This is a genomic window from Allobosea sp. 05T438 (assembly GCF_056396025.1).
Window position 1 is genome coordinate 40,213 of sequence record NZ_JBFTKQ010000011.1, and the last position, 25,449, is coordinate 65,661.

General features: G+C 66.8%; 24 protein-coding genes and 1 other RNA gene. 17 read left to right on the forward strand and 8 right to left on the reverse strand.

Annotation, left to right across the window (positions count from 1 at the left end):
- Positions 1 to 51: 51 nt before the first annotated feature.
- From fghA to AC1DIN_RS20205, 3 genes are all read left to right on the forward strand, one after another.
- Complete coding sequence (gene fghA, locus AC1DIN_RS20195; RefSeq protein ID WP_441472879.1) at positions 52 to 888, forward strand: S-formylglutathione hydrolase; 837 nt, start codon at positions 52 to 54, stop codon at positions 886 to 888.
- A gap of 329 nt (positions 889 to 1,217) precedes the next feature.
- The gene (locus AC1DIN_RS20200) at positions 1,218 to 1,454 is read left to right on the forward strand and encodes a hypothetical protein (protein ID WP_441472880.1); all 237 of its coding nucleotides are present in this window, start codon (positions 1,218 to 1,220) and stop codon (positions 1,452 to 1,454) included.
- 208 nt (positions 1,455 to 1,662) lie between these two features.
- Positions 1,663 to 2,517: an outer membrane protein gene (locus tag AC1DIN_RS20205; RefSeq protein WP_441472881.1), complete on the forward strand. Its 855-nt coding sequence runs from the start codon at positions 1,663 to 1,665 to the stop codon at positions 2,515 to 2,517.
- A 75-nt stretch (positions 2,518 to 2,592) separates the two neighbouring features.
- Here the strand turns inward: AC1DIN_RS20205 and gpmI are convergent, their stop codons facing one another.
- The gene (gene gpmI, locus AC1DIN_RS20210) at positions 2,593 to 4,107 is read right to left on the reverse strand and encodes a 2,3-bisphosphoglycerate-independent phosphoglycerate mutase (RefSeq protein WP_476811086.1); all 1,515 of its coding nucleotides are present in this window, start codon (positions 4,105 to 4,107) and stop codon (positions 2,593 to 2,595) included.
- Positions 4,108 to 4,222: 115 nt separating this feature from the next.
- On the opposite strand from gpmI, the gene AC1DIN_RS20215 reads away from it, so the two are divergent.
- The 4 genes from AC1DIN_RS20215 (at position 4,223) to AC1DIN_RS20230 (ending at position 8,741) form a co-directional block, all read left to right on the forward strand.
- Positions 4,223 to 4,972, forward strand: a complete 750-nt coding sequence (locus tag AC1DIN_RS20215; RefSeq protein WP_476811087.1) for a haloacid dehalogenase type II — start codon at positions 4,223 to 4,225, stop codon at positions 4,970 to 4,972.
- A gap of 18 nt (positions 4,973 to 4,990) precedes the next feature.
- The gene (locus AC1DIN_RS20220) at positions 4,991 to 5,677 is read left to right on the forward strand and encodes a glutathione S-transferase family protein (protein ID WP_476811088.1); all 687 of its coding nucleotides are present in this window, start codon (positions 4,991 to 4,993) and stop codon (positions 5,675 to 5,677) included.
- Positions 5,678 to 5,837: 160 nt separating this feature from the next.
- Positions 5,838 to 7,511, forward strand: a complete 1,674-nt coding sequence (locus tag AC1DIN_RS20225) for a formate--tetrahydrofolate ligase (protein WP_441472885.1) — start codon at positions 5,838 to 5,840, stop codon at positions 7,509 to 7,511.
- An 84-nt stretch (positions 7,512 to 7,595) separates the two neighbouring features.
- Positions 7,596 to 8,741 (forward strand): alpha-D-ribose 1-methylphosphonate 5-triphosphate diphosphatase, encoded by a 1,146-nt coding sequence (locus AC1DIN_RS20230; RefSeq protein ID WP_476811089.1) that lies wholly within the window; start codon positions 7,596 to 7,598, stop codon positions 8,739 to 8,741.
- A 122-nt stretch (positions 8,742 to 8,863) separates the two neighbouring features.
- Here the strand turns inward: AC1DIN_RS20230 and AC1DIN_RS20235 are convergent, their stop codons facing one another.
- The gene (locus AC1DIN_RS20235) at positions 8,864 to 9,901 is read right to left on the reverse strand and encodes an L-idonate 5-dehydrogenase (RefSeq protein WP_476811090.1); all 1,038 of its coding nucleotides are present in this window, start codon (positions 9,899 to 9,901) and stop codon (positions 8,864 to 8,866) included.
- A gap of 262 nt (positions 9,902 to 10,163) precedes the next feature.
- Between AC1DIN_RS20235 and AC1DIN_RS20240 the strand changes: the two genes are divergently transcribed.
- Complete coding sequence (locus AC1DIN_RS20240) at positions 10,164 to 10,931, forward strand: SDR family NAD(P)-dependent oxidoreductase (protein ID WP_476811091.1); 768 nt, start codon at positions 10,164 to 10,166, stop codon at positions 10,929 to 10,931.
- 234 nt (positions 10,932 to 11,165) lie between these two features.
- On the opposite strand, the gene glmM is transcribed toward AC1DIN_RS20240, so the two are convergent.
- The 4 genes from glmM to ybgF form a co-directional block, all read right to left on the reverse strand.
- Positions 11,166 to 12,509, reverse strand: coding sequence for a phosphoglucosamine mutase (gene glmM / locus AC1DIN_RS20245; protein WP_441472889.1), 1,344 nt, complete (start codon positions 12,507 to 12,509; stop codon positions 11,166 to 11,168).
- Between the two features lie 162 nt (positions 12,510 to 12,671).
- The gene (gene ftsH, locus AC1DIN_RS20250) at positions 12,672 to 14,597 is read right to left on the reverse strand and encodes an ATP-dependent zinc metalloprotease FtsH (RefSeq protein ID WP_441472890.1); all 1,926 of its coding nucleotides are present in this window, start codon (positions 14,595 to 14,597) and stop codon (positions 12,672 to 12,674) included.
- A gap of 109 nt (positions 14,598 to 14,706) precedes the next feature.
- Entirely contained in the window at positions 14,707 to 15,765 is a 1,059-nt protein-coding gene (gene tilS / locus AC1DIN_RS20255) for a tRNA lysidine(34) synthetase TilS (protein ID WP_476811092.1), read from the reverse strand.
- On the reverse strand, positions 15,762 to 16,700 hold the full coding sequence (gene ybgF, locus AC1DIN_RS20260) for a tol-pal system protein YbgF (protein WP_476811093.1): 939 nt from the start codon (positions 16,698 to 16,700) through the stop codon (positions 15,762 to 15,764). The genes tilS and ybgF overlap by 4 nt, the downstream gene beginning before the upstream one ends.
- A gap of 156 nt (positions 16,701 to 16,856) precedes the next feature.
- On the opposite strand from ybgF, the gene ssrS reads away from it, so the two are divergent.
- The 3 genes from ssrS to AC1DIN_RS20275 all read left to right on the forward strand — a co-directional run bounded on the left by ssrS (position 16,857) and on the right by AC1DIN_RS20275 (position 18,638).
- Positions 16,857 to 17,014: non-coding RNA, 6S RNA (gene ssrS / locus AC1DIN_RS20265), on the forward strand.
- An 8-nt stretch (positions 17,015 to 17,022) separates the two neighbouring features.
- A complete protein-coding gene (locus tag AC1DIN_RS20270) occupies positions 17,023 to 17,622 on the forward strand; it encodes a 5-formyltetrahydrofolate cyclo-ligase (RefSeq protein WP_476766420.1) in 600 nt (199 codons plus the stop codon).
- Positions 17,623 to 17,813: 191 nt separating this feature from the next.
- On the forward strand, positions 17,814 to 18,638 hold the full coding sequence (locus AC1DIN_RS20275; protein ID WP_441472894.1) for a TIGR00282 family metallophosphoesterase: 825 nt from the start codon (positions 17,814 to 17,816) through the stop codon (positions 18,636 to 18,638).
- A 20-nt stretch (positions 18,639 to 18,658) separates the two neighbouring features.
- Here the strand turns inward: AC1DIN_RS20275 and AC1DIN_RS20280 are convergent, their stop codons facing one another.
- Positions 18,659 to 20,014: a methyl-accepting chemotaxis protein gene (locus tag AC1DIN_RS20280; protein WP_441472895.1), complete on the reverse strand. Its 1,356-nt coding sequence runs from the start codon at positions 20,012 to 20,014 to the stop codon at positions 18,659 to 18,661.
- Between the two features lie 221 nt (positions 20,015 to 20,235).
- On the opposite strand from AC1DIN_RS20280, the gene AC1DIN_RS20285 reads away from it, so the two are divergent.
- Positions 20,236 to 20,982, forward strand: coding sequence for a YebC/PmpR family DNA-binding transcriptional regulator (locus AC1DIN_RS20285; RefSeq protein WP_441472896.1), 747 nt, complete (start codon positions 20,236 to 20,238; stop codon positions 20,980 to 20,982).
- A 122-nt stretch (positions 20,983 to 21,104) separates the two neighbouring features.
- Here AC1DIN_RS20285 and AC1DIN_RS20290 read toward each other — a convergent pair whose 3' ends face one another.
- A complete protein-coding gene (locus tag AC1DIN_RS20290) occupies positions 21,105 to 21,920 on the reverse strand; it encodes a TSUP family transporter (protein WP_476811094.1) in 816 nt (271 codons plus the stop codon).
- A gap of 117 nt (positions 21,921 to 22,037) precedes the next feature.
- On the opposite strand from AC1DIN_RS20290, the gene ruvC reads away from it, so the two are divergent.
- The 5 genes from ruvC (at position 22,038) to AC1DIN_RS20315 (ending at position 25,414) form a co-directional block, all read left to right on the forward strand.
- Positions 22,038 to 22,550: a crossover junction endodeoxyribonuclease RuvC gene (ruvC, locus tag AC1DIN_RS20295; protein ID WP_441472898.1), complete on the forward strand. Its 513-nt coding sequence runs from the start codon at positions 22,038 to 22,040 to the stop codon at positions 22,548 to 22,550.
- A 167-nt stretch (positions 22,551 to 22,717) separates the two neighbouring features.
- Positions 22,718 to 23,335: a Holliday junction branch migration protein RuvA gene (gene ruvA, locus AC1DIN_RS20300; protein WP_476811095.1), complete on the forward strand. Its 618-nt coding sequence runs from the start codon at positions 22,718 to 22,720 to the stop codon at positions 23,333 to 23,335.
- Entirely contained in the window at positions 23,332 to 23,823 is a 492-nt protein-coding gene (locus tag AC1DIN_RS20305) for an N-acetyltransferase family protein (RefSeq protein WP_476811096.1), read from the forward strand. The genes ruvA and AC1DIN_RS20305 overlap by 4 nt, the downstream gene beginning before the upstream one ends.
- A 23-nt stretch (positions 23,824 to 23,846) precedes the next feature.
- Entirely contained in the window at positions 23,847 to 24,872 is a 1,026-nt protein-coding gene (gene ruvB, locus AC1DIN_RS20310; protein WP_441473016.1) for a Holliday junction branch migration DNA helicase RuvB, read from the forward strand.
- Entirely contained in the window at positions 24,869 to 25,414 is a 546-nt protein-coding gene (locus AC1DIN_RS20315; RefSeq protein WP_476811097.1) for a DUF3828 domain-containing protein, read from the forward strand. Before ruvB ends, AC1DIN_RS20315 begins: the two co-directional genes overlap by 4 nt.
- Positions 25,415 to 25,449: the final 35 nt, after the last annotated feature.

Below are 25,449 nucleotides of genomic sequence, written 5' to 3' on the forward strand. Positions count from 1 at the left end.
GGCGCAGGTTAAGCTGCATTGTCGCAGGCGCTCGACCGAAAGGAACTCACCATGGAACTCCTCTCCTCCTCGAAGGCCTTCGGCGGCTCCCAGCGCGTCTACCGTCACGAGAGCGCGGCCTGCGCCTGCCCGATGACCTTCGCGGTCTATCTGCCGCATCAGATCGAGGATGGGCCGGTTCCGGTGCTCTGGTACCTTTCGGGCCTGACCTGCACCCATCAGAACGCCATGGACAAGGGTGAGTACCGCGCCGCGGCCGCCGCCAATGGCATCGCCATCATCTGCCCGGACACCAGCCCGCGCGGCGAAGCCGTGCCGGATGAGCCCGACAACTGGCAGTTCGGCTCGGGCGCCGGCTTCTATCTCGATGCCACCCAGGAGCCCTACGCCCGCAACTACCGGATGGAGAGCTACATCCGCGACGAGCTGCCCGCGCTGGTCACCAAGAACTTTCCGCTCGACATGAGCCGGCAGGGCATCTTCGGCCACTCCATGGGTGGGCATGGGGCGATCACGCTCGCGCTCAAGAATCCCGGGCGCTACGCCTCGGTCTCGGCTTTCGCGCCGATCACCCAGCCCTCGACCGCGGGCTGGTCCCGGCCTGCATTCGAGAAATATCTCGGCCCCGACGAAACGACCTGGCGCGCCTATGATTCAACCCTGCTGATCGCGGACGGGCATCGCATCCCCGATCTCCTCGTGGACCAGGGCACCGCCGACGGCTTCCTCGACGAGGGCCTGCGCCCGCAATTGCTCGAAATCGCCTGCGCCACGGCCGGCATCCCGCTTCAGCTGACGATGCGGGACGGCTACGACCACTCCTACAATTTCGTCTCGACCTTCATGGCGCAGCATATCGCCTGGCACGCCGAGCGGCTGTTCGCCTAGAGCATCGGATCGAAGAGGTCCGCCGCGAATTCGAGGATATGGCGGCAAAGGGCCGCCAGACTGCCAACCGGAAGGCGGCTGTCGGCTCCGGCCCAACCGCCGCAGATGCGGTCGCGAAAAGGGCCTGGGCCGGCCGCTCTCAGCCCCGATCGGGAAAGGCACGGGACGGAGAACGTCCTCCCGGTCGAACCGGCCATGCGCGCAATTCATCCAAATGAAGGATGCCGGTTAACGTCATTTAAGGCCAAATATCCTCGGGGGGCCACGGGTGCGGCCTATCAATGATGGATGTGCAGATCGCTCACCTGAATGAGCGCGGGAATTTCTTTGTGATCGTTCCGGTCGAAAGTTCCTTCGGCGCGCAGACCCGCGTGGCGCAGGAGGCCGCGATCGACAGGATGCGGCTTGCAGCGATGACCGCGCGCCTCAACGGCACGGTCGTCCCCGTCTGGCAGGATGGCAACCGCCTCGCTTTTCGGGCGCCCCAGCGCTTTCACAGCTTCTTCAGGAGCCTGTCGCTGCCGATCATCCGCAGCAAGCTGAATGCGACTCTGCCCTGCCAGTGACCAGGCAGTCTCACTGCCATCGCCCTCGCCTCGGATCTCGGCCAACCCGAAATCAGAAAGATTTCGTTAAGCATTCGGGCGCTGTTCAGGCAAAAGTAAGGTTAGCCGTTAGGGTTAAGGGTCATTTAAGAAATGTCTGACAGGTTCTTCCCGTTGGTAACTCGCGCGGGCTGCGTTCTTGCGCCGCGCAAACGCGAAGGACACTGCCATGGGCAGCCTGAAAACTCTCGCGCTGGCGGGCGCCCTGGCCCTCGGTGCCTCCGTCGCGGCGCACGCAGCCGATCTGGCCTACGCACCGCCGCCTCCCCCGCCTGAGCCCCTCGGCCTCAAGGGCACGATCTCCGGCGGCTTCTACCTGCGCGGCGATATCGGCGTCGGTGTCCAGAGCGTCGGGAAATATTTCCAGGAAGATGTCGCCCAGTTCGGTGGCAGATTCTTCGGCAAGACCGACAACTCGGCCTTCTTCGCCGGCCTCGGCATCGGCTATCGCTTCAACAACTGGCTCCGCTTCGACGTCACCGGCGAGTATCGCGGTTCCACCTCGATCGGGGTGAACGACATCGTCTTCAACCCCTTCATCAACGACAACCAGACCAACACCTACAAGGGCAACCTGTCCTCGCTGGTCACGCTGTTCAACGGCTACATCGACCTCGGCACCTGGAACTGCCTGACGCCGTATATCGGCGCCGGCATCGGCTTTACGCAGAACCGCATCAGCGGCCTGACCGACCAGGGCTCGGTCGCCGGCTTCCCGACACTGGGCTATGCGAACAACGGCACCAAGACCAACGTCGCCTGGGCGCTCATGGCCGGCCTCGGCTACGAGGTGAACAAGAACCTCACCCTCGAACTCGGCTATCGCTACCTCAACCTCGGCGACGGCCAGTCGGGCCGCATCCAGAACGCCTTCCTCCCCGAGAGCTATGGCCCGCTCAAGGCCAAGGACCTCGACAGCCACGACTTCCGCATCGGCATGCGCTGGAACTTCGGAGACCCGAACTGCTGCGGCACTCCGGAGCCGGTCGCCTATGCGCCGCCGCCGGTGGTGCGCAAGTACTGAGACTGACCCAACGACCAAAAAACGAAACGGCGCGGATCATCTCCGCGCCGTTTTGCTTTTGCCGGTCGCCCCGCCTCAGCGCAGCAGCGACTGCCCGGTCATCTCCGCCGGCTGCTCCAGCTCCATCAACGCGAGCAAGGTCGGCGAGATGTCGGCAAGGCGCCCATCCGCCAGCGCCTTGGCCTGCCCGCCGATCAGCATCACCGGCACCGGGTTCGTCGTGTGCGCGGTATGCGGCTTGCCGGTCTGCGGATCGACCATCAGCTCGGCATTGCCGTGATCGGCCGTGACGAGCACCGCCCCGCCCTGCCGCTGCACCGCTTCGGCGATCGCGCCCAAGCCTGCATCGACCGTCTCGACCGCCTTGATCGCCGCCGCCAGCACGCCGGTATGGCCGACCATGTCGGGATTGGCGAAGTTGAGCACGACGAGATCGTAGCGGCCGGACTCGATCGCCTCGACCGCCTTGGCGGTCAGCTCCGGAGCCGACATTTCGGGCTGCAGATCATAGGTCGCGACCTTGGGCGACGGCACCATCACCCGCTCCTCGCCGGCATAGGGCGTCTCCTCGCCGCCGTTGAAAAAATAGGTGACGTGAGGGTACTTCTCCGTCTCCGCCATGCGGACCTGCGTCCGGCCCGCCCTGGCGACCGTCTCGCCCAGCCCGTTGGCGAGTGTCTGCGCCGGGAAGAGCGCCGGCATGATCTTGTCGAGCTCGGCGCTGTAGGAGGTCATGCTGACCGCCTTGACGAGCTGTGGCCGATGCGGACGCGCGAAGCCGGTGAAACCCGGCTCGAGCACCGCGTTCAAGATCTCGCGGATGCGGTCCGAGCGGAAGTTGAAGCTGAGCAGCCCGTCGCCATCCTTCATGCCGGCATAACCGCCGATCGCCGCCGGCAGGATGAATTCATCGGTGACCTTGCCGGCATAGGCGGCCGCGATCGCCGCACCGGCCGTGGCGAAGGCCTCGCCCTCTCCCAGCACCATCGCTCGCCAGGCCTTCTCGACCCTCTCCCAGCGATTGTCGCGGTCCATCGCATAGTAGCGGCCCGAGACGCTGGCGATCACCGCCTCTGGCGGCAGTGCGGCGGCAAAGGCCTTGACGTAGTCGGCGGCCGATTGCGGCGGCGTATCACGCCCGTCGGTGAAGACATGGACCCGAACCGGGATGCCCTGCTTCGTCAGGATATGGGCGAGCGCGACGGCATGGTCCTGATGGGCATGGACGCCGCCCGGCGAGACGAGACCAAGCAGATGGCAGGCACCACCGCTCGCCTTGAGTTCAGCGACGAGACCGGAGGCAGCGAGCGCGGCCTCGATCGAACCGTCGGCGATCGCCTGGTTGATCCGCGGCAGGTCCTGCATCACCACCCGGCCGGCGCCGAGATTCAGATGGCCGACCTCGGAATTGCCCATCTGGCCTGCGGGCAGGCCGACATCGAGCCCGGAGGTGCGCAGGAAGGCATGGGGGCAACTCGCCCAGAAACGATCGAAATTCGGGGTCTTCGCCAGCCGCACGGCGTTGTCTTTGCTGTCGTCGCGCCAGCCCCAACCGTCGAGGATCATCAGCATCACGGGGCGAGGCGGCATCGGCTTACCTGTCGGCATCGGTGAAGGATGGTTGTGCGGATATCACGCACCACCTCGCCTATGCGAGTGCTAAGAAAGCGGCGGAACCGCGGCGAAGCCCCGATGGGAGGCAGCGATGACGATCAAGGCGCTGGTTTTCGATGCCTATGGCACGCTGTTCGACGTGCAGTCCGTCGCAGGCGTCACCGACCGGGCTTTTCCGGGGCACGGCGCGGCGATCACGCAGATCTGGCGGCTGAAGCAGCTCGAATACACCTGGCTGCGCGCCCTGATGGACCGCTACGAGGATTTCTGGACCGTCACCCGCGACTCGCTCGACTTCACCTTGCGGACGCTCCGCCTCTCGGCGCCGCCGAATCTCGTTTGGCAGATTGCCGAGGCCTATGACGCGCTCGCCCTCTACCCGGAGGCGCGGGCGGCGCTGGAAGGGCTCGCCTCGCACCGCCTCGCCATCTTCTCGAACGGCAGCCCGGCGATGCTGAAGCGGCTCGTCGCCCATGCCGGCATCGGCGAACTGCTGGAAACCGTGATCAGCGTCGACGAGATCGGCGTCTACAAGCCTGACCCGCGCGGCTATGCCCATGTCGAGAAGCGGCTCGGGCTGGCGCGCGAGGAGATCCTCTTCGTCTCCTCGAATGGCTTCGACATCGCCGGCGCCAAGTCGCATGGTTTCCACGTCGCCCGCATCGAGCGCGTGCCAGCGGACAGGCTGCGCTGCGAGCTGGAAACGGCAGCAACGCTCGACCCGGCCCTGATGTTCAAGGCGCTCAGGATGCAGCCTGAACAACTCGGATTTCAGGCCGACGCGACCATTGCAGCGCTGACCGATCTCGTCTCCTATGTCGCCGCACTGAGACAGGCCTGAGCGCCGCCGAGGAGCCCCATGATCAAGCTCTACTACCACCCCTCGCCCAATCCGGCGAAGATCGCGCTCTTTCTCGAGGAAGCCGGCCTGCCCTACGAGATGGTGCCGGTCGACACCCGCAAGGGCGACCAGTTCAAGCCGGAATTCCTCGCCATCAACCCCAACGCCAAGACCCCGGCTCTCACCGACGGCGACGTCACGGTTTTCGACTCGAACGCGATCCTTCTCTATCTCGCCGAGAAGACAGGGCAGTTCCTGCCGCAGGACACGCCGAGGGCGCGCGGCGAAATGCTGTCCTGGTTGATGTTCGTCGCCACCGGCATCGGCCCCTATTGCGGCCAGGCCGTGCATTTCAGCCGCTTCGCACCGGAGAAGATTCCCTACGCCATCAACCGCTATTCCCGCGAGGCCGAGCGGCACTGGGGCATCATCAACGATCTCCTCGCCCGGCGCCGCTACATGCTCGGCGACGTCTACACGCTGGTCGACATGTCGGTCTGGGGCTGGGCGACGCGCCTTTCCTTTGCGGTGGGCGAGACCTGGCCCGAGATGTTCCCGCATGTGAAGCGCCATCTCGACGAGATCTCGGCTCGCCCCGCAGCGCGGCGCGCGGTCGCTCTCAAGGACCGGTTCGACTTCAAGGCCGATTTCGACGCCGAGGCGTTCAGGTACCTGTTCCCGCAGAACGCCCATCTCAAAGCCTGAGGCCGCCCGTGCGGTGCGCTCATCGCAGCGCGCCGCACCGCCTGTGCATCATGGCTGCCTCCGCGGCAAAAGCGCTGGCGGCGACAGGCGTTTCGCGCCAGTGTCGCCGCGGCTCTGCCCCCGGGGAGGCGCGGAGCAAGTACAGTCTCCGAGAGGACGGATGCCGACCGATATCGAGATCGCGCGCGCCGCGACGCTTCAACCTGTTGCCGCCATCGCCGAGCGCGTGGGCATTCCCTCGGAGGCGCTCAACCCCTACGGCAAGCACATCGCCAAGATCGACACGCAGGCGATCCCCGACTTCGAAACGCGGCCGGACGGCAAGCTGATCCTCGTCACCGCGATCAGCCCGACACCGGCTGGCGAAGGCAAGACCACGACGACGGTCGGTCTCGGCGACGGGCTTTCTCGCATCGGCAAGCGCGCGATGATCGCGCTGCGCGAGCCTTCTCTCGGCCCCTGCTTCGGCGTCAAGGGCGGCGCGGCCGGCGGTGGCTATTCCCAGGTCGTGCCTATGGAGCAGATCAATCTGCACTTCACCGGCGACTTCCACGCCATCACCAGCGCCCACAACCTGCTCGCGGCCATGATCGACAATCATGTCTACTGGGGCAACGGGCTGGAGTTCGACACCCGTCACATTGCCTGGCGCCGCGTGCTCGACATGAACGACCGGGCGCTGCGCTCGACGGTCTCGTCGCTCGGCGGCCCCGGCAACGGCTTTCCGCGGGAGGACGGCTTCGACATCACCGTCGCCTCCGAAGTGATGGCGATCTTCTGCCTGGCGCGTGACGCGATCGATATCGAGGAGCGTCTCGGCCGGATCGTCGTCGGCCGCACGCGCGACAAGCGCCTGATCACCGCGGCCGACCTCAAGGCGACCGGCGCGATGAGCGTCCTGCTCAAGGACGCGCTGATGCCGAACCTGGTGCAGACGCTGGAGGGCACGCCGGCCTTCGTCCATGGCGGCCCCTTCGCCAACATCGCCCATGGCTGCAATTCGGTGATCGCGACGCGCGCGGCGCTGAAGCTCGCGGACTATGTCGTCACCGAGGCCGGCTTCGGCGCGGATCTCGGCGCCGAGAAGTTCTTCGACATCAAGTGCCGCAAGGCCGGGCTCAAGCCCGCCGCGGCCGTCGTCGTCGCCACCGTGCGCGCCCTCAAGATGCATGGCGGGGTCGCCAAGGACGAACTCGGCCAGGAAAACCTCAAGGCGCTGGAAGCCGGCATGGCCAACCTCGCGCGCCATGTCGAGAACATCCGCAAATTCGGCGTGCCGCCGATCGTCGCGATCAACCACTTCACCACCGACACCGCGGCCGAGCACGATCTGATCCGCCATTACTGCCGCAACCATCTCGGCGCCGAGGCGGTCATCTGCCGGCACTGGGCCAAGGGCGGCGCCGGCGCCGAGGAGCTCGCCCGCAAGGTCGCCGCGCTCACCGACGAGGACGAGGCCGATTTCGCGCCGCTCTACCCGGACGAGATGCCGCTGCGCGATAAGCTGGAGACGATCGCGCGTGAGATCTACGGCGCGGCCGGTGTCGGCGTCGACGGCAGGCTACGCGACCGCTTCGCAGAGCTGGAAGCAGCCGGCTTCGGCAACCTGCCGGTCTGCGTCGCCAAGACCCAATATTCCTTCTCGGCCGACCCTGCGCTGCGCGGCGCGCCCTCCGGCCATATCGTGCCGCTGCGCGAGCTCAGGCTTTCGGCCGGCGCGGGTTTCGTCGTCGCGATCTGCGGGGACATCATGACGATGCCCGGCCTGCCGCGCCAGCCGGCCGCCGAGCGCATCCATATCGACGCGCAGGGGCGGATCGAAGGCTTGTTCTGACGGCTCCCCAACCGGCAGCGTCACGCCTTCGTCACATGACTCATCGAAGCGCCCCGCCTCGGCATCGACAGCGGGGCAGCGAAGATGAGCACGAAAATCACGGGCGCGCGGGCGCTCCTCGATGAACTCGTCGCGACGGACGTCTCGCTCGAAGGAGGTCTGATCGCCTCATTGGGCGAGGCCTCGCACACGGCGGATCTCGTGCTTCACGCCGAAGGCTGCCTCCTGCTGCCGGGTATCGTCGACTGCCATGGCGATGCCTTCGAGCGTCACATCATGCCGCGCCCGGGCGTCGCCTTCGATATCGATCTCGCGCTGCGCGACGCCGACCGCGCTTTGCTGGCGAGCGGCATCACCACGGCCTTCCATGGCGTGACCTGGTCCTGGGAGCCGGGCCTGCGCGGTGCGGAGAATGCGCGCCGGCTGGTCGAGCGCATCGCCGCCCTCAAGCCGGAGCTCGGCGCCGATACCCGTTTCCACATGCGTCATGAGACCTTCAACCTCGACGCCGAGGAAGAGATCGCCTCATGGCTGGCCGAGGGGTGCATCGGCGTCCTCGCCTTTAACGATCACACCGAAGGCACGCTGAAATCCCGCCACCGTCCGGACAAGGTCGGCAAGATGGTCGAGCGGACCGGCCTGAGCCACGACGAATTCATGGAACTCGTCGATCGCGTCTATGCCCGCAAGGGCGAGGTCGCGGGCTCGATCGCGCGGCTGGCCGAGGCGGCGCGCAAGGCGGGCGTGCCGACCATGTCCCATGACGACATGAGCCCTGGGATGCGGCAGCAGCATCGTGCGCTCGGCATCGCCATCGCCGAGTTTCCGATCAATGAGGCGACGGCGCGCGAGGCGGCCTCGGCCGGGGAAGCGATCGTCTTCGGCGCGCCGAATGTGGTACGCGGCGGCTCGCATACGGGCTGCCCGGCTGCCGAGGAGATGGTGCGCCAGGGGCTCTGCACCATCCTGGCCTCCGACTACTACTACCCGGCGCTAGCGCTGGCACCCTTCCTGCTGGCCGAGAGCGGCGCGGCCTCCTTCGCCGCAGCCTGGAAGCTTGTTTCGGAGAACCCTGCGGCAGTGCTCGGGCTCACCGATCGCGGCCGGATCACGCCGGGCTTGAGGGCTGATCTCGTCATCGTCAGGCCGGCCCCCACACCGCGCGTGGTGGCGACCATCGCCGGCGGGCGGCTCGTCCATCTCGCCGACCCGTCGCTGCTCGCCGGCTAGGACATGCGGCGTAATGCTCGGGCCTGGCCCGAGCATCTCATGCCGAAAGAGGCTCCCGCGCTATCCCCTCCCGAGATTCTCGGGTCCGCTAACGCGGCCCGAGAATGACGCTCCGCTTCGGCTCAGGCGAAGTCGAGCTGCACCTTGATCGCCTTCGACTTGTCTGCCGCCAGGTCGAAGGCCTCGACTGCGCGATCGACCGGGATCGTCGCCGTCAGCAGCGGCGAGAGATCGATAGTACGGGAGCCGATCATCGCCACCGCCCAGTCGAACTCCTCATGGAAGCGGAAGGAGCCGCGCAGGTCGAACTCCTTGGCGACCACGACGTTCATCGGCAGCGTGAACTGGCCGCCCACGCCGATCTGCACGATGATGCCACCCGGCCGGACCACATCGAAGGCGCCGGTCAGCGCATGCTGATTGCCGGAGGCCTCGAACATCACGTCGAAGGCGCCCTTCTCGGCCCCGTATTCCGCTTTCAGCCGCTCGGGCTCGGCGGCAACGTTCACGGTCGCGGTCGCTCCCATCCTGCGCGCGACCGGCAGCGGCCCGTCGACCACGTCGGTCGCCACGATCTCCGAGGCGCCCGCCGCCTTCGCCGCCACGATGGTGAGAGCGCCGATCGGCCCGGCCCCCGTCACCAGCACGCGCTTGCCGAGCAGCGGGCCGGCGCGCTTGGCGGCGTGGAGGCAGACCGAAAGCGGCTCGGCGAAGGCAGCCTCGGCGGCGCTGACATGCGGCGCGACTTTGACCGCCTGTCGCTCCTCGACGACGAGCACATCGCGGAAGCCGCCCTGAACATGCGGGAAGCGCATCGCCGAACCGTAGAACAACATGTCCGTGCAGTGCTGCTGCAGCCCCATCTGGCAGTAGCGGCAATGGCCGCAGGCCCGGCTCGGATTGACCGCGACGCGGTCTCCCGGCTTCACCCGCGAGACTTCGCCACCAACCGCCTCGACGCGGCCAGCGATCTCATGGCCGAGGATCATCGGTTCGCGCACGCGGATCGTGCCGAAACCGCCATGAAGGTAATAATGCAGATCCGAGCCGCAGATGCCGCCGGCCTCGATCCGCACGCGCACGTCGCGCGGTCCAAGCTCGGGCGCGGTCGTCGGCTCGACCCGCAGGTCCTTCTCGGCATGAATGACGACGGCACGCATGGTGGTTCTCCCTGATCCGGACGGCTTGTTTTCCTCTGCCCTCATCCTGAGGAGCCGCGGAACGCGGCGTCTCGAAGGATGGTTTGGAGCGCGCTGGAACACCCATCGAGACGCAAGGCATTCGCCTTGTTCCTCAGGATGAGGGCTGAGAAAGCGAAGGCGCCTTTCCGTGGTTGTCTAATCGATTGAAACCTGCTTACCCAAGGATGCAGGCTTTGCGCAAACCGAATTTGCTTACACCAGAACACTGCGAGGATACGCCATGTCGCTGTCGCTGTTCAGTCTCGAAGGCAAGATCGCACTGGTCACCGGCTCCGGCCAGGGCATCGGTCTGGCGCTCGCAGAGGGCCTGTCTGAGGCCGGCGCCCATGTCGTGCTGAACGGCCGCGACAAGGCCAAGCTCGAACGTGCCCAGAAGGCGCTCGCCGCCGCCGGCCGCAAGGCCTCCATCGCTCCCTTCGACGTCACCGACCAGAAGGCGGTCGAGGCCGGCATCGCCGCGATCGAGGCCGAGATCGGGCCGATCGACATCCTCATCAACAATGCTGGCATGCAGAAGCGCGCGCCGATCACCGAATTCCCGGTCGAAGGCTGGCACGAGGTGATGAACACCAACCTGCATTCAGTGTTCTACGTCACCCAGGCGGTGACGAAGCGAATGGTGCCGCGCAAGCGTGGCAAGATCATCAATATCGGCTCGGTGATGAGCGAGCTCGGCCGCGCCACCATCATCCCCTACACGGCGTCCAAGGGCGCGGTGAAGATGATGACGCGCGGTCTCGCCGCCGAGCTCGGCAAGCACAACATCCAGGCCAACGCCATCGGCCCCGGCTATTTCGCCACCGAGATCAATGCCGCGCTGATTGCGGACGAGGCCTTCTCGAACTGGGTTGCCACCCGCACGCCGGCGGGGCGCTGGGGGGAGACGAAGGAGCTCGTCGGCGCCGCCATCTTCCTGTCCGCGGCGGCATCCGACTACGTCAACGGCCATCTGCTGATGGTCGACGGTGGCCTGACCGCGGTGGTGTGAGGCTGGCACAGCAGTCATTCTCGGGCGAAGCGTAGCGCAGACCCGAGAATCTCATGACGGGGTCGCACCGAACCTCCACCGTCATTGCGAGCACAGCGAAGCAATCCAGGAGGACCGGGTGAGACGTCCAACCCAGTCTTCCTGGATTGCTTCGTCGCTTCGCTCCTCGCAATGACGACCGGAGCCTCCTCCGACCGGAGATACTCGGGTCGAGCCCGAGCATGACGGTGCCCTTCAGGCGGCGGCCTTCGTCACCGCCTCGACGACATCGTCCACCGCGCGCTCGACCAGATCGCGGTCGTCGCCTTCAGCCATCACGCGGATCACCGGCTCGGTTCCCGAGGGGCGGATCACCAGGCGTCCGCTGTCGCCCAGCAACTGCTTCGCGGCCTCGATCGCGCTGATGACGGGCTGCTGCTCCAGCGGCTTTCCGGCCTTGTAGCGCACGTTCTTGAGGATCTGCGGCAGCGGCTCGAAGCAGTGGCAGACTTCCGAGACCGGCCGGTCCATCCGCTTCACCACCGCGAGCAGTTGCAGCGCCGCGACCAACCCGTCGCCGGTCGTGCCGAAATCCGAGAGGATGATGTGGCCGGACTGCTCACCGCCGAGGTTGAAACCGTGGTTGCGCATATGCTCCAGCACATAGCGATCGCCGACCGCCGTGCGCGCCAGCGACAGACCAAGCCCCGCCAGATAGCGCTCCAGCCCGAGATTGGACATCACGGTTGCGACGATGCCGGGTGCCGAGAGGCGGCCATCTTCCATCCAGCTGCGCGCGATCACGGCCATGAGCTGGTCCCCATCGACGATATGGCCATGTTCGTCGACGACGAGCACGCGGTCGGCGTCGCCGTCGAGCGCAATGCCGACATCGGCGCGCAGCTCCTTGACCTTCTCGATCAACGTCGAAGGATGGGTCGAACCGATCTCGCGGTTGATGTTGAAGCCGTCGGGCTCGACGCCGATGGTAATGACCTCGGCGCCCAGCTCCCAGAGCGCCTGCGGCGCGACCTTGTAGGCGGCACCATTGGCGCAATCGAGCACGATGCGCAGGCCTTCAAGGCTCAGGTTGCGCGGTAGCGTCCGCTTGGCGAACTCGACATAGCGCGCATCGGCGCTGTCGATACGCTTGGCCCGGCCGAGCATCGGCGAAGTCGCCAGGCGCGGGCCGAGATCGGCGTCGATCAGCGCCTCGATCTCCCGCTCGACATCGTCGTTGAGCTTGTAGCCATCGGGCCCGAACAGCTTGATGCCGTTGTCCTCATAGGCGTTGTGCGAGGCCGAGATCATCACACCGAGATCGGCGCGCATCGAGCGCGTCAGCATGGCGACGGCCGGCGTCGGCATCGGGCCGAGCAGCATCACGTCCATGCCGACCGCGGTGAAACCCGCGACCATGGCGTATTCGATCATGTAGCCGGAGAGGCGGGTATCCTTGCCGATCACGACCCGATGGCGATATTCCCCGCGGCGGAAGGCGAGGCCGGTGGCCTGGCCGACCTTCATGGCAAGGTCGGGCGTAATGACGCCGTTCGCCCGCCCGCGAATGCCGTCAGTTCCGAAATATTTGCGCGTCATTGCGTTTCGATTCCGAGGGGCTGCAACGCCCGATTGTACGTGTTCTATAGCCAAAAAACCTTTCCGCCTTCTCACAAATTATGACGGAACATGACATCGTGGCTGCCCAAACAGAAAGGGCGGCCACGGGGGCCGCCCTTCCCTTCGACTATACTCGCGGTATCAGACCTGCGGCTGCGGCTCCATGCCGGCGTCCGGCTCGCCGCGCTTGCGGCCCTTGCCCGCGCTCGGCACGGCCGAGCCGCGCGGGGCATGCGGCGTGTCGTCGAGATCGCGCGAGGGGCGCTTGCCGGCGATCAGGTCGCGGATTTCCTCGCCGGTCAGCGTCTCGAACTCGAGCAGCGCCTCGGCCACCGCGACGAACTCCTCATGGTGATCGGTCAGAATCTTCTTGGCGTCGGCATAGCCCTCGTCGACGAGGCGCTTCACCTCCGCGTCGATCTTCTGGGCGGTCGACTCGGAGACGGACTGGCTGCGGCCCATCGACATGCCCAGGAAGACCTCTTCCTGATTGTCGCCATAGGCGACCATGCCGAGCTCGTCCGAATAGCCCATCTGCGTGACCATGGCCTTGGCCATCTTGGTCGCCTGCTGGATGTCGCCCGTGGCGCCCGAGGTCACGTTCTCGCGGCCGAAGGTCATCTCCTCCGCCACGCGCCCGCCCATGGCGACCGCAAGCTGCGAGGTGAACTCCTTGAACTTCATCGAGTAGCGGTCGCCCTCTGGCAGGAACTTGACCATGCCGAGCGCGCGACCGCGCGGGATGATCGTCGCCTTGTGGACCGGGATGCCGGCCGGCACGTAGAGGCCGACGATAGCATGGCCTGCCTCGTGATAGGCCGTGAGCTTCTTCTCCTCCTCGGACATCGCCATGGATTTGCGCTCGGCGCCCATCATGACCTTGTCCTTGGCGTCCTCGAACTCGGCATGGGTGACCATGCGCTTGCCGCGGCGGGCCGCCAGCAGCGCGGCTTCGTTGACGAGGTTCATCAGGTCGGCGCCGGAGAAGCCGGGCGTGCCGCGGGCGAGGATCTTGAGGTCGACATCCGGCGCCATCGGCACCTTGCGGACGTGAACCTTGAGGATCTTCTCGCGGCCGGCGACATCCGGGTTCGGCACGACGATCTGCCGGTCGAAACGGCCGGGGCGCAGCAGTGCCGGGTCGAGCACGTCCGGACGGTTGGTCGCAGCGATGATGATGACGCCCTCGTTCGGCTCGAAGCCGTCCATCTCGACGAGGAGCTGGTTCAGGGTCTGCTCGCGCTCGTCATTGCCACCGCCGAGACCGGCGCCGCGATGACGGCCGACAGCGTCGATCTCGTCGATGAAGATGATGCAGGGCGCGTTCTTCTTGGCCTGCTCGAACATGTCGCGGACGCGGCTCGCGCCGACGCCTACGAACATCTCCACGAAGTCGGAGCCCGAGATGGTGAAGAACGGGACATTGGCCTCACCGGCGACGGCGCGCGCCGTCAGCGTCTTGCCGGTGCCGGGAGGGCCGACCAGCAGCACGCCGCGCGGGATGCGCCCGCCCAGCCGCTGGAACTTCTGCGGATCACGCAGGAATTCGACGATCTCCTGCAGGTCTTCCTTGGCCTCGTCGATGCCCGCGACATCCTCGAAGGTGACGCGGCCATGCGCCTCGGTCAGCAGCTTGGCCTTCGACTTGCCGAAGCCCATTGCCCGGCCGGCGCCGTTCTGCATCTGGCGGGACATGAAGATCCACAGGCCGATGAAGATGACGAAGGGCAGCGAGTTGACCAGCAGCGCCATGAACCAGGGCGTGCCCTCGGACGGCGCGCGGGCCGACACCTGCACACCCTTCTGCGCCATGGTCTTCAGCAGATTGGGGTCGCCATAGGGCGCATAGGTCACGAAATTGCGCCCGTCGGAGAAGCTGCCGGAAATCTCCTGCCCGGCGACCACGACATTGGCGACGCGGCCGGCTTCAGCCTCGTTGATGAGCTGGCTATAGGGGATTTCGTTGGTGCTCGCGCGCTGGCTTGGGCTCTGGAACAGAGTCACCAGCGCCAGGACAAGAAGAAAAATCACCACCCAGAGGGCGAAATTACGAAAATTCGGATTCATCACCAGTCCGATCGGGCCTGCCGGACCAACCGGATAAGGCCAAGGGTTTCCCGAGCTAATCTAGGAGCGGCGTACGCCCTTGCCAAGGGAAACAGAAGACGTAAGGGCACTAAGATGTCGCAGGGTGAACGCCGCGTCGACGTGGCGGCTCCCGTTCGAGGGCCAGCACGCCGTCCACGCCGAGCATCACCATGCAGCCGGACAATGTCCGTCTGATGGCAGAACCTGTCTTCGCGCCAGCACGCAGCGCCTCCACGCAATCCTCCAGCCGTTCGAGCCGACCATAGCGGTCGCCGCTGGCCATGACGGCCTCAAGCGCCTGCCCGACCACGCGCAGAACGATCTCGTCCGGCTCGGCCATCAGCGCCGAAAAGTCGAGCCTCACCCGGTCCTCGCCCGCCTCTCGCGGCAAGCCGACCGCTGCAAACACGGCCTGCGCGCGCTGGCTCGCCGCAGCCTCCAGCCGCGCCATCCTTTCCGCCATCCGTCCGAAGCGCTCAGCCGTCAGCCCCTCCTCCGCGAGAACCGGCATGATCTCACGCCAGCGAACGCGCTCGAAGCGCAGGTCGGCATTGCTCGGATCACTCACAAAGGGAAGGCTGCGCGCCCGGGCTGTCGCAACGAGCCGTGCCTTCGCAATGCCGAGAAGCGGGCGGACAAGTACGACACCGTCCTTCACGGTTCGCGCGCGCATCCCGGCGAGACCGGATGGGCCGGAGCCGTGGGCGAGCCGCATCAGCATCGTCTCGGCCTGATCGTCGAGCGTGTGGGCGGTCACCAGAACGGCACCGCCGAGCCGCTTCGCCTCTCCCGCCAGCAGCGCGTATCGGGCACGCCGGGCCGCTGCCTGGATGCCCCTTGAGGGCTTCTCGCCTTCCCAGCGCAGGGTCGCGTGCGCGACGCCGAGCCGCGCGCAGAGCGCGGCGACAGCGGCAGCCTCCGCCGAGGCTTCCGGCCTCAAGCCATGGTCGACGGTCGCGGCATGGAGCCGTGGCCGGCCCGGCAAGCGCGCCCAATCGGCCAGCAGCCCCAGCAATGCGACCGAATCCGGCCCGCCTGAAACCGCGACGAGCAGAACGCTTTCCTGCGTCAGCCCCAGAAAGAGTTCGCCGGCCTCGACAGGCGAGACCGGCGACGCATTCGTTTGATTCTGTGGCAGCGCGCTCAAGCGCAGCCGGAGCGGCGCCGCTCGCGCGCCACGCCCTGGCGCACCGCATTGGAGGCCGAGGGATAATCGACGCCGACCTTGGCATAGGTCGCGCAGGCCTGGTCCTTGGCACCGAGCCCATTCAAAGCCATGCCGAGCTTGAGCAGGCTGTCCGGCGCCTTGGTCGCCTTCGGCGATTCCCGCGAGATCTTCAGGAACTGCTCGGCAGCCTCGCGATAGCGCTGGCGCTGTAGATAGCTTTCGCCGAGCCAATAGGTGGCGTCGACCGCAAGCCGGTCGCGCGGATAGCTCTGCAGGAACTGCCGAAAGCCCATCTCCGCCTGCTCGTACTCCCTGCGTTGGAGCGAGGTGAAGGCGAGGTCGTAGGCCTCCTTGGCGCTCTGGGGACCGCTGGCAGCCGCGACGCTCGGCCCCCGCGGCATGGCCTGCGGCAGGCCGCCTTGCGGAGCGGGGCGTCCGACGCCCTGCAGGTCGAGCGGCCGGCCCGTGGCCGGTCCGCCGCCATCGTCATCCTCGATGATGCCTGCGATCCCGCCGCCGAGCTGCTGCGGGCCGCCGGCGGCGCCCTGCTGCATCGTCGGATCGAAGGCATCGCCACGGCGCTGGCGCTGCGGCGCCCCGGGGGCGCCACCGCCAGCCGGCGGAGCGCCCGGCGCGGCCCCGCCTGAACGGCCGCCGCCCTTCTCGTTCAGGCGGAAATCGACATCCTCCTGAAACTTGCGCAGCTGTTCGCTGAGGCGGCGGTTCTCGAACTGGAGCTGCTCGATCTGGCCGGACATCTGGCGCAGCTGGTTCTCCAGCCGCGTCGTACGCACCAGCAGGTCAGCGGCATCCTGGGCCGAGCCGGGCGCGGCCCCGCCGAACAGTGCCGCGGCGCAGGCGAGCGCAACCAGCCCCGAACGGGAAAGATAACGGGCGAGGATCGAAGGAAGCATCGATGAAACCGGTTTTCCGAACATGTCGCGCTTGTCTATATCATCTGCTCACCACGTCCAAAATATGAACATTTTCATGGCGCCCCCCCGCACATTTGGGTGCGTGCCGGCAAATCGCCTCTGGCGCTTTGCCGGCGGCTTGCTTACATTGGCTGAGCGGGGCTGCCTGGTGCGTGAGAGACAGCATTCCCCGGGCCCATACGACTCCCTAGGGAGCTGTCCCTGTCCGGATCCATCGGAACCGGGCACACGGCGCCCACCTACTTCTGTAGGTGTCCCGGGATTCAAAACTCCACGGCCGAGGTGGCTCCGCAGCCTGACCATGACGACCACGCGTCCCGATACGCCTTTCATACCCCCGGCCTCCCCATCCCCGCGCAAGGTCGTTCTCCGTGACGCCGCGCTGGCCCGCCGTGACGCGCTGGATCTCGACAGCCGGCTCGAATGGGATGCGGACATCGCCGCCCGCGTCCTCGCTCTGCCCGTCTGGGACAGCACCGGCCCTATCTCCGCCTATTGGCCGATGCGCTCGGAAGCCGATCCGCGCCCGATCCTCGAAGCGCTGCATGAGCGCGGGCTGCCGCTCTGCCTGCCGGCGATCGTCGACAAGCGCATGATCTTCCGCCGCTGGGCGCCCTACGAGCCGATCGTGCCGGGCGGCTTCGGCACGCTCGTCCCCGCTCCCGCCGAGCCCGAGGCTAAGCCTGTCATCCTGATCGTGCCGCTCGCCGCCTTCGACCGGCGCGGCTACCGCATCGGATACGGCAAGGGCTACTACGACCGTGCCCTGACGGAACTCGGGCCGACCGTCAGCATCGGCATTGGCTACGCAGCACAAGAAATCGAGGCCGTGCCGGACGAGCCGCACGACCAGCGCCTCGACTGGATCGTGACCGAACGCGACACTATCCGCTGCGGTTGATTCCGGCTGGCTTTCGGGTCACGGAGGAGGACAGACCTGCCATTCCACAGCCCTCATCCTGAGGAGCCGCGGAACGCGGCGTCTCGAAGGATGATCCAGCGGACTGTGGAACATCCGTCGAGGCGCGACCTGCGGCCGCTCCTCAGGATGAGGGCTCGTGTAACCGGCGCCCCTACCGGCTCGGAGCCCTCATGCGTTTTCTCTTCCTCGGTGACATCGTCGGCCGCCCTGGCCGGATTGCGGTTCAGGAGCGCCTGCCGGCCCTGCGCGAAGCGTGGAAGCTCGACTGCGTGGTCATCAACGGCGAGAATTCCGCGGGCGGCTTCGGCATCACCGAGGCGATTTGCGACGAGATCCTCGCAGCCGGCGCGGATGTCGTCACGCTCGGCAATCATTCCTGGGACCAGCGCGAGGCGCTTGTCTTCATCAACAGGCAGGACCGGCTGATCCGCCCGGCGAATTATCCGCCCGGCACGCCCGGCCGCGGCGCTACCGTCATCGAGGCGCGCAACGGCGCCCGCGTCCTCGTCGTCAACGTCATGGGTCGTCTCTTCATGGACCCGCTCGACGACCCCTTCGCCGCAGTCGAGCGCGAGCTCGCCGCCTGCCCGCTTGGCGAAGTCGCCGACGCCGTCATCGTCGACGTCCATGCCGAGGCGACGAGCGAAAAGCAGGCGATGGCCTATTTCCTCGATGGCCGCGCCAGCCTCGTCGTCGGCACCCACACCCATGCGCCGACCTCCGACACGCGCATCCTGCCCGCCGGCACGGCCTATCAGTCCGATGCCGGCATGTGTGGCGACTATGATTCCGTGCTCGGCATGCAGAAGGACGAGCCGGTGCGCCGCTTCCTGCAGAAGGTGCCGGGCGCGCGGCTGGAGCCGGCCACCGGCGAGGGCACTCTGTCAGGCGTCGCAGTCGAGATCGACGATGCGACGGGGCTCGCGAAAGCCGTCTGGGCCGTACGGGTCGGCCCGCATCTCAGCGAGGCGCTGCCCGGCTGGGCGCAAGACTGACCCGCAGGAGCCTGCGCGCCTCAGACCGCGCGGTGCTGGCGAACCAGATCGTCGAAGGCGTGGTTCAGACTCTCGGCCTGGCGGGACAGGGTGCCCGCCACGTCGAGCACGTCATGCACCGCCTTGCCGGCCTGCTGCGCCCGGTCGTTCAGTTGCACGATGGTTTCGGCGTTGGCCTGCGTGCCCATCGCCGCCTGATCGGCACTGCGTGCGATTTCCTGCGTGGCGGCGCGCTGCTCGTCGATGCTCGCCGCAACCGCACCGGCGATGCCGTTCACCTGGCTGACGAAGGCGACGATGCTCTCGATCGCCGTCACCGCCTCGCGCGTCGCCGCCTGCATCGCCGGGACCTGGGCCGCGATTTCGTCCGTGGCCTTCGCGGTGCGCGATGAAAGCTGCTTCACCTCCGTAGCCACAACGGCAAAGCCTCGTCCGGTCTCGCCGGCGCGTGCAGCCTCGATCGTAGCGTTGAGCGCAAGCAGATTGGTCTGGCTGGCGATCGTCTGGATCATCTCCACGACCGAGCCGATCGTCTCCGCCGAAAGAGCGAGACTCTTGACGATGGCATCGGTCTTCTGGGCAGCGACATGGGCCTCATGCGCCATGGTCGATGCCCGCACGACCTCCGCCGCGACATGGTCGAGCGAGATCGACAACTCGTTCGTCGCGGTCGCGACGTTGCTGACATTGTCCGAAGCGCTCCCCGCCGCCCCCGCGGCCCGTTTGGCTTGCGCGCTCGTTTCTCCGACCACGTCTTCGACCGAGGCGGCGAGGCGCTCCACCTTGCCGGCGCTCGCGTTCACCGCGCCAACCACCTCCCGGACCGTGACCTCGAACGCCTCGATCTGGTGGCGCGTGCGGTCGCGGCTCTCCTGCTGAACCACGGCATAGGTCTCGAGCAGCAGCTCCAGGTCGAGCTGGGTCGCCTTGGAGAGCGCCGTGCGCGTCGCGATCCGCCGGTCGAGCTCGCGTCTCTGCCAGAAGCTCGACAGCCCCATCATGCTCTGCCGGTCGAGGCCGAGCTCCACGATGATGGCGTTCGAGACGATCGCGTGGCAGATCACCACCGCATAGATCGGCACGCCATGGTCGTGGAACGCGGTCGCCAGCTTGCGGGCCGACTCGCTGTAGCCCTCCCGGAGATCGCCGGAAGCAAGTTTGATCCAGTGCGCCAGCCGCCGCTGGTGGACGTCGGGACGGCGCAGCGCCTGCGCGATCTCCGGCCAGGGCGCGAATTGCTCGTGCAGCTCCTCCAGCAGTTGCGGCAGCCGGTCGCGCGCGAAACCCGATAGCGAAGCGAGAAGCTCGATATCCTCGCTGAAGATCCGGAAGGCGCGGAACCGGTGTTCCTGCGCGGCGATGGAATTGAATGTCACTGGTTCACGAGCTTGAAGGATGGCGACATGGCGGCGCCGGCATACTGCTCGGCCACGGCAAACAATGGCTTAACGGCCGCTCCGCCATCGATCTCGCCAGCGAGGGCCCACTGGCGCTTGCCTGTCCCGGAAATCGGCGCCTATAAGGCCGTTCCGATCGCCCCGGCGCGCCGCGGGTGGTGTTTCCATGGTTCCATCATCTCAAAGGGCAGCGAGTCCCCATGGCCGGCCATTCACAGTTCAAGAACATCATGCACCGCAAGGGCAAGCAGGACGCGGTGCGCTCCAAGCTGTTCTCGAAGCTGGCCCGCGAAATCACCGTCGCCGCCAAGATGGGCATGCCCGATATCAACATGAACCCGCGGCTGCGCATGGCGGTGCTCGCCGCCCGCGCCGAGAACATGCCGAAGGACAATATCCAGCGCGCCATCAACAAGGCCGCCGGCGGCGAAGGCGATAACTACGACGAGGTCCGCTACGAGGGCTACGGCCCCGGCGGCGCCGCCGTCATCGTCGAGGCGCTGACCGACAATCGCAACCGCACCGCCTCGGCCGTCCGCTCCTACTTCACCAAGTCCGGCGGCGCGCTCGGCGAAAGCAATTCCGTCTCCTTCATGTTCAACCGCGTCGGCGAGGTCACCTATCCGCCGGAGGCCGGCGATGCCGACAAAGTGATGGAAGCCGCGATCGAAGCCGGCGCCGACGATGTCGCCTCGGACGAGAACGGCCATGTCATCACCTGCGCCTTCGACGCGCTGAACGAAGTCTCCAAGGCGCTCGAAGCCTCGCTCGGCGCGCCCGCCTCGGCCAAGCCGGTCTGGCGGCCGACGACGACGGCCCCGCTAGACGAGGACAAGGCGGCATCGATGATGAAGCTGATGGAAGCGCTCGACAACGACGACGACGTCCAGAACGTCTTCGCCAATTTCGAGATCGCCGACGACATCATGGCCAAGCTCAGCGCCTGATCCCGGCCAGCCGTCATTCTCGGGCGAAGCGAAGCGCAGACCCGAGAATCTCATGCCGGAAAACGCGGCGGCACCTCCTGGTCACGAGATGCTCGGGTCAAGCCCGAGCATGACGGCCTCCATTACCGCCCGATCAGCGCATCCCAGAGCGGCAGGCTGATCAGCGCACTCAGGAAGATCACCAGATAGGCGCCGCGCCGGAAGCTCTGCTCCGAGGCCAGCCGGAAGCCATGCGTGCCGGCCCAGAGCCCGATGCCGTAGACCGCGAAGAGCGGCACCGCCATCAGCAGCGCGCCAAAGATGAGAATGCCTTTCCACCACAGCACCGCGCCGCTGATCAGCGTCGAGACGCCGAAGAAGGCCTGCATGTTGGCCCGCGTCTTGTGCCGGTCGTTGCGCTGGGCACCCAGCCAGAACACCGCCAGCGGCATGCCGCCGATCGAGGCCATGCCGTTGAAAAGTCCGGACAGCGCGCCGACCCCGAGCGAAAGCGGGATCGTCGGGCGCCCGTGATAGCGCCATCCCGAGGCCATAAGAGCGACCGCAACCAGCACCAGCGAGGCGAGCAGCCAGCGCATCGTCTCGCGGTCGAGCCAGGTCAGAAGCCAGATGCCGGCCGGCAGCGCCAGCGTCGCCGTCAGCAGGAGCGGCAGGATTTCGCCCCACTCGGCCCGCCTGGCGCTGCGCGCCGCGATCGGCAGGGCGAAGGGCAGGTCGATGAACCAGATCAGCCCCAGCGCCGCCACCGGCCCGAGCACCATCGAGGCCAGCGGCATGAACACCATCGCAAAGCCGAAGCCGGTGAAGCCGCGCACCAGCCCGCCGAGCAGCGTGGCGGCGAGCAGGACGGCGATGCCGTCTGAGGTCAGTCCGGGCATGAAGGCGGAGAGGCTGAAAGGCATGGCGTCGGCGTCGGAGAAGCTGATCCGGCGAACCATGCCCGCCGCTGCGCGGCAAGAACAACTTTCCTTTTTGATGCGATCGCTGAGCGGAATTCATCTCCGCCCAAGTTCCGGGCGGGACAAATCCGAAACACCCGCTAGTTTGGCAACGTCATGGCACCCGCGATTCGCATCATCGGCATCGACCCCGGCCTCCGGAAGACCGGCTGGGGCGTCGTCGTCTCGGAAGGCAACAAGCTCTCCTTCGTCGCCTGCGGCTGCGTCGAAAGCGACGGCACTCTCGCCTTGGGCGAGCGCCTGCGGCAGCTGCACGAGGGACTGCACAAGATCATCGCCACGCATCGCCCGCATGAGGCGGCCGTGGAAGAGACCTTCATCAATCGCGATCCGCAATCGGCGCTGAAGCTCGGCCAGGCGCGCGGCATCGCATTGGTCGTGCCCTCGCTGGCCGGCCTGAGCGTGGCGGAATACGCCGCCAATCTCGTCAAGAAGACGGTGGTCGGCGTCGGCCACGCCGACAAGAAGCAGGTGCAGGCGATGATCCGCGTGCTCCTGCCCAAGGCCGAGACCCGCTCCGCCGATGCGGCGGACGCGCTCGCCGTCGCGATCTGCCATGCCCAGCATCGCGGCATGAAGGCGTTGGTCGCGCAATTGAAGGCATCGTGAGGGCCATGCTGTCATCTGGTAATTTTTGCGAGGCTCGTACCGCGCAGGTCATCCCGGACGCAGCGAAGCGGAGATCCGGGATCCATGCCTGAACCTCTATCGGCGGCGCTCCGGCATGGATCCCGGGTCTCCCTGCGGTCGCCCGGGATGACAGGCGGAGAATATCGATGATCGGCAAGCTCAAGGGCCTGATCGATTCCTATGGCGAGGATCACGTCATCATCGACGTGCAGGGCGTCGGCTATGTCGTGCAGTGCTCGGCGCGCACGCTGCAGCGCCTGCCCAAGCCGGGCGAGGCGGCGGCGCTCTCGATCGAGACCCATGTCCGCGAGGATGCCATCCGCCTCTACGGCTTCATGTCCGACGTCGAGCGCGACTGGTTCCGGCTGATGCAGGTGGTGCAGGGCGTCGGCGCCAAGGTCGCGCTCGCGATCCTCTCGACGCTCGATCCCGGCGCGCTCGCCACCGCCATCGCCACCAACGACAAGGCGGCGATCGCCCGCGCTCCGGGCGTCGGCCCCAAGCTGGCGCAGCGCCTCTGCGCCGAGCTCAAGGACAAGGCCCCGGCCTTCGGCCATATCGATCCCGGGATCGCCCAGCTCTCCGGCGCGCTCGAGGACCGGAAATTGCCGCAGCCCATCGCCGACGCAGTCTCGGCGCTCGCCAATCTCGGCTATCCTCAGGCGCAGGCCGTAGCGGCCGTCGCAGCCGCCGCCAAGGCCGCCGGCGACGGCGCCGGCACGGCCCAGCTCATCAAGCTGGGCCTGAAGGAACTGGCGAAGTGAGCGAAGCGCCCGACGAGCTGGACCTGCGCATCGTCACCGACAAGACCGAGCTTTGCCGCATCATGCTGGCGAGCTGGGGCTCGCACAGCATGATGATCGACCTGCATGTCTATGACGTCGCGGAGATCGGCGCGCTCGGCTTGTTCGAGCGCGATGGCAGGACGGCGGCGCTGGCGAGCTGGACGGTGAGAGGCGACACCGCCTATCTCTGCGCGCTCCATTCGCTGCGCCCCGGCGAAGGCGTGGCGATCCAGATGCTCGACGCCGTCATCGAGGCCGCACGGACGGCGGGCGCGAAGAAGCTCAAGGCGATGCTGACCAACGACAACATGCCCGGCCTGACCTTCTACCAGCGCCGCGGCTTCCGCCTCTCGGGGCTTTATATCGAGGCGATCGACCACTATCGCTCGGTCGTGCCTGATATCATCAAGACGGGGTACAAGGACATTCCGATCCACGACGCCATCGAGCTGGAGATCGCGCTGTGAGCGACCCAAAGCGCTCCGGCCTTATGACGGCCGAACGCCGCGACGACGACAGCGAAACCTCGCTGCGGCCGCTATCGCTCGCCGATTTCACCGGCCAGGCGGCGGCCCGCGCGAATCTCCAGGTCTTCATCAACGCCGCCAAAAGCCGGGGCGATGCGCTCGACCATGTCCTCTTCGTCGGCCCGCCCGGCCTCGGCAAGACGACGCTTGCGCAGATCGTGGCGCGCGAGCTCGGCGTCAATTTCCGCTCGACCTCGGGCCCGGTCATCGCCAAGGCCGGCGATCTCGCCGCGCAGCTCACCAATCTCGAAGAGCGCGACGTGCTCTTCATCGACGAGATCCATCGGCTGAACCCAGCAGTTGAGGAAATCCTCTACCCGGCGATGGAGGACTACCAGCTCGACCTGATCATCGGCGAGGGACCAGCCGCCCGCTCGGTCAAGATCGACCTGCCGAAGTTCACCCTGGTCGGCGCCACCACCCGCGCCGGCCTGCTGACCACGCCTTTGCGCGACCGCTTCGGGATCCCGATCCGGCTGCAGTTCTACACCGTCGAGGAACTGCAGGGCATCGTCGCCCGCGGTGCCCGCGTGCTCGGCGTGCCGATGTCGGACGACGGCGCCAACGAGATCGCCAAGCGGTCCCGGGGGACGCCGCGCATCGCCGGGCGCCTGCTGCGGCGGGTGCGCGACTTCGCCATCGTCGACGGCGACCCGATCGTCACCCGCAAGGTCGCGGACAAGGCGCTCTCGCTGCTCGATGTCGACGCCATCGGCCTCGACCAGATGGACCGGCGCTACCTGACGACGGTGGCCATCAATTTTGGCGGCGGCCCGGTCGGGATCGAGACCATCGCCGCCTCGCTCTCCGAGCCGCGCGACGCGATCGAGGAGATCATCGAGCCCTTCCTGCTGCAGCAGGGCTTCATCCAGCGCACGCCGCGCGGGCGGCTGCTGACCCCCCATGCCTTCCGCCATCTCGGCATGCCCGAGCCCTCGCGTGAAACGGCACAGTTCGGCTTGTTCGGAAACGACGAGGACGAAGCGTGAAGCAGATCGTTCGGAATTTCGCGCTGGCGCTCGCGCTGACGGGCCTGTTCGCAGTCCTGGCGGTTTCGGCCCGCGCCGGCGACGACGTTCCGCGCGGGCCGGTGGAAGAAGGGTACGCCATTACGACCAGGACGCTGATGGCCAAGGGCAAGGCCCCGCCGCCGGCATGGCGCCCGCCGCACCGTGACAAGCTGATGAGCAAGAGCCTGGCCGCGCTCTTCGCCCGCGACGACCTCTACCAGACGGAAAGCGGCGATATGGGCCAGATCGGCGCCGATCCCTTCCTCAACGGCCAGGATGGCGAAGTGAAGAAGCTGAGCTTCGACACGATTCCCGTCGCCGCCGGCAAGGCGACCGTGCTGGCCAACTTCCGTAGCTTCGGCAAGCCTGTCACCGTCCAGTTCCAGATGATCAGGGAGAACGGCGGCTGGCGCATCGACGACATCGTCAACCGCTTCGAGGGCAAGGATTATTCGATCCGCGAGCAGCTCTCGCAGCCCTATGATTGCGGCTCCTTCATTAACAAGCCCTGCAAGCGCTAAGCGCCCGCAGGGCCCGAGATAACCGCGCCGCCGGA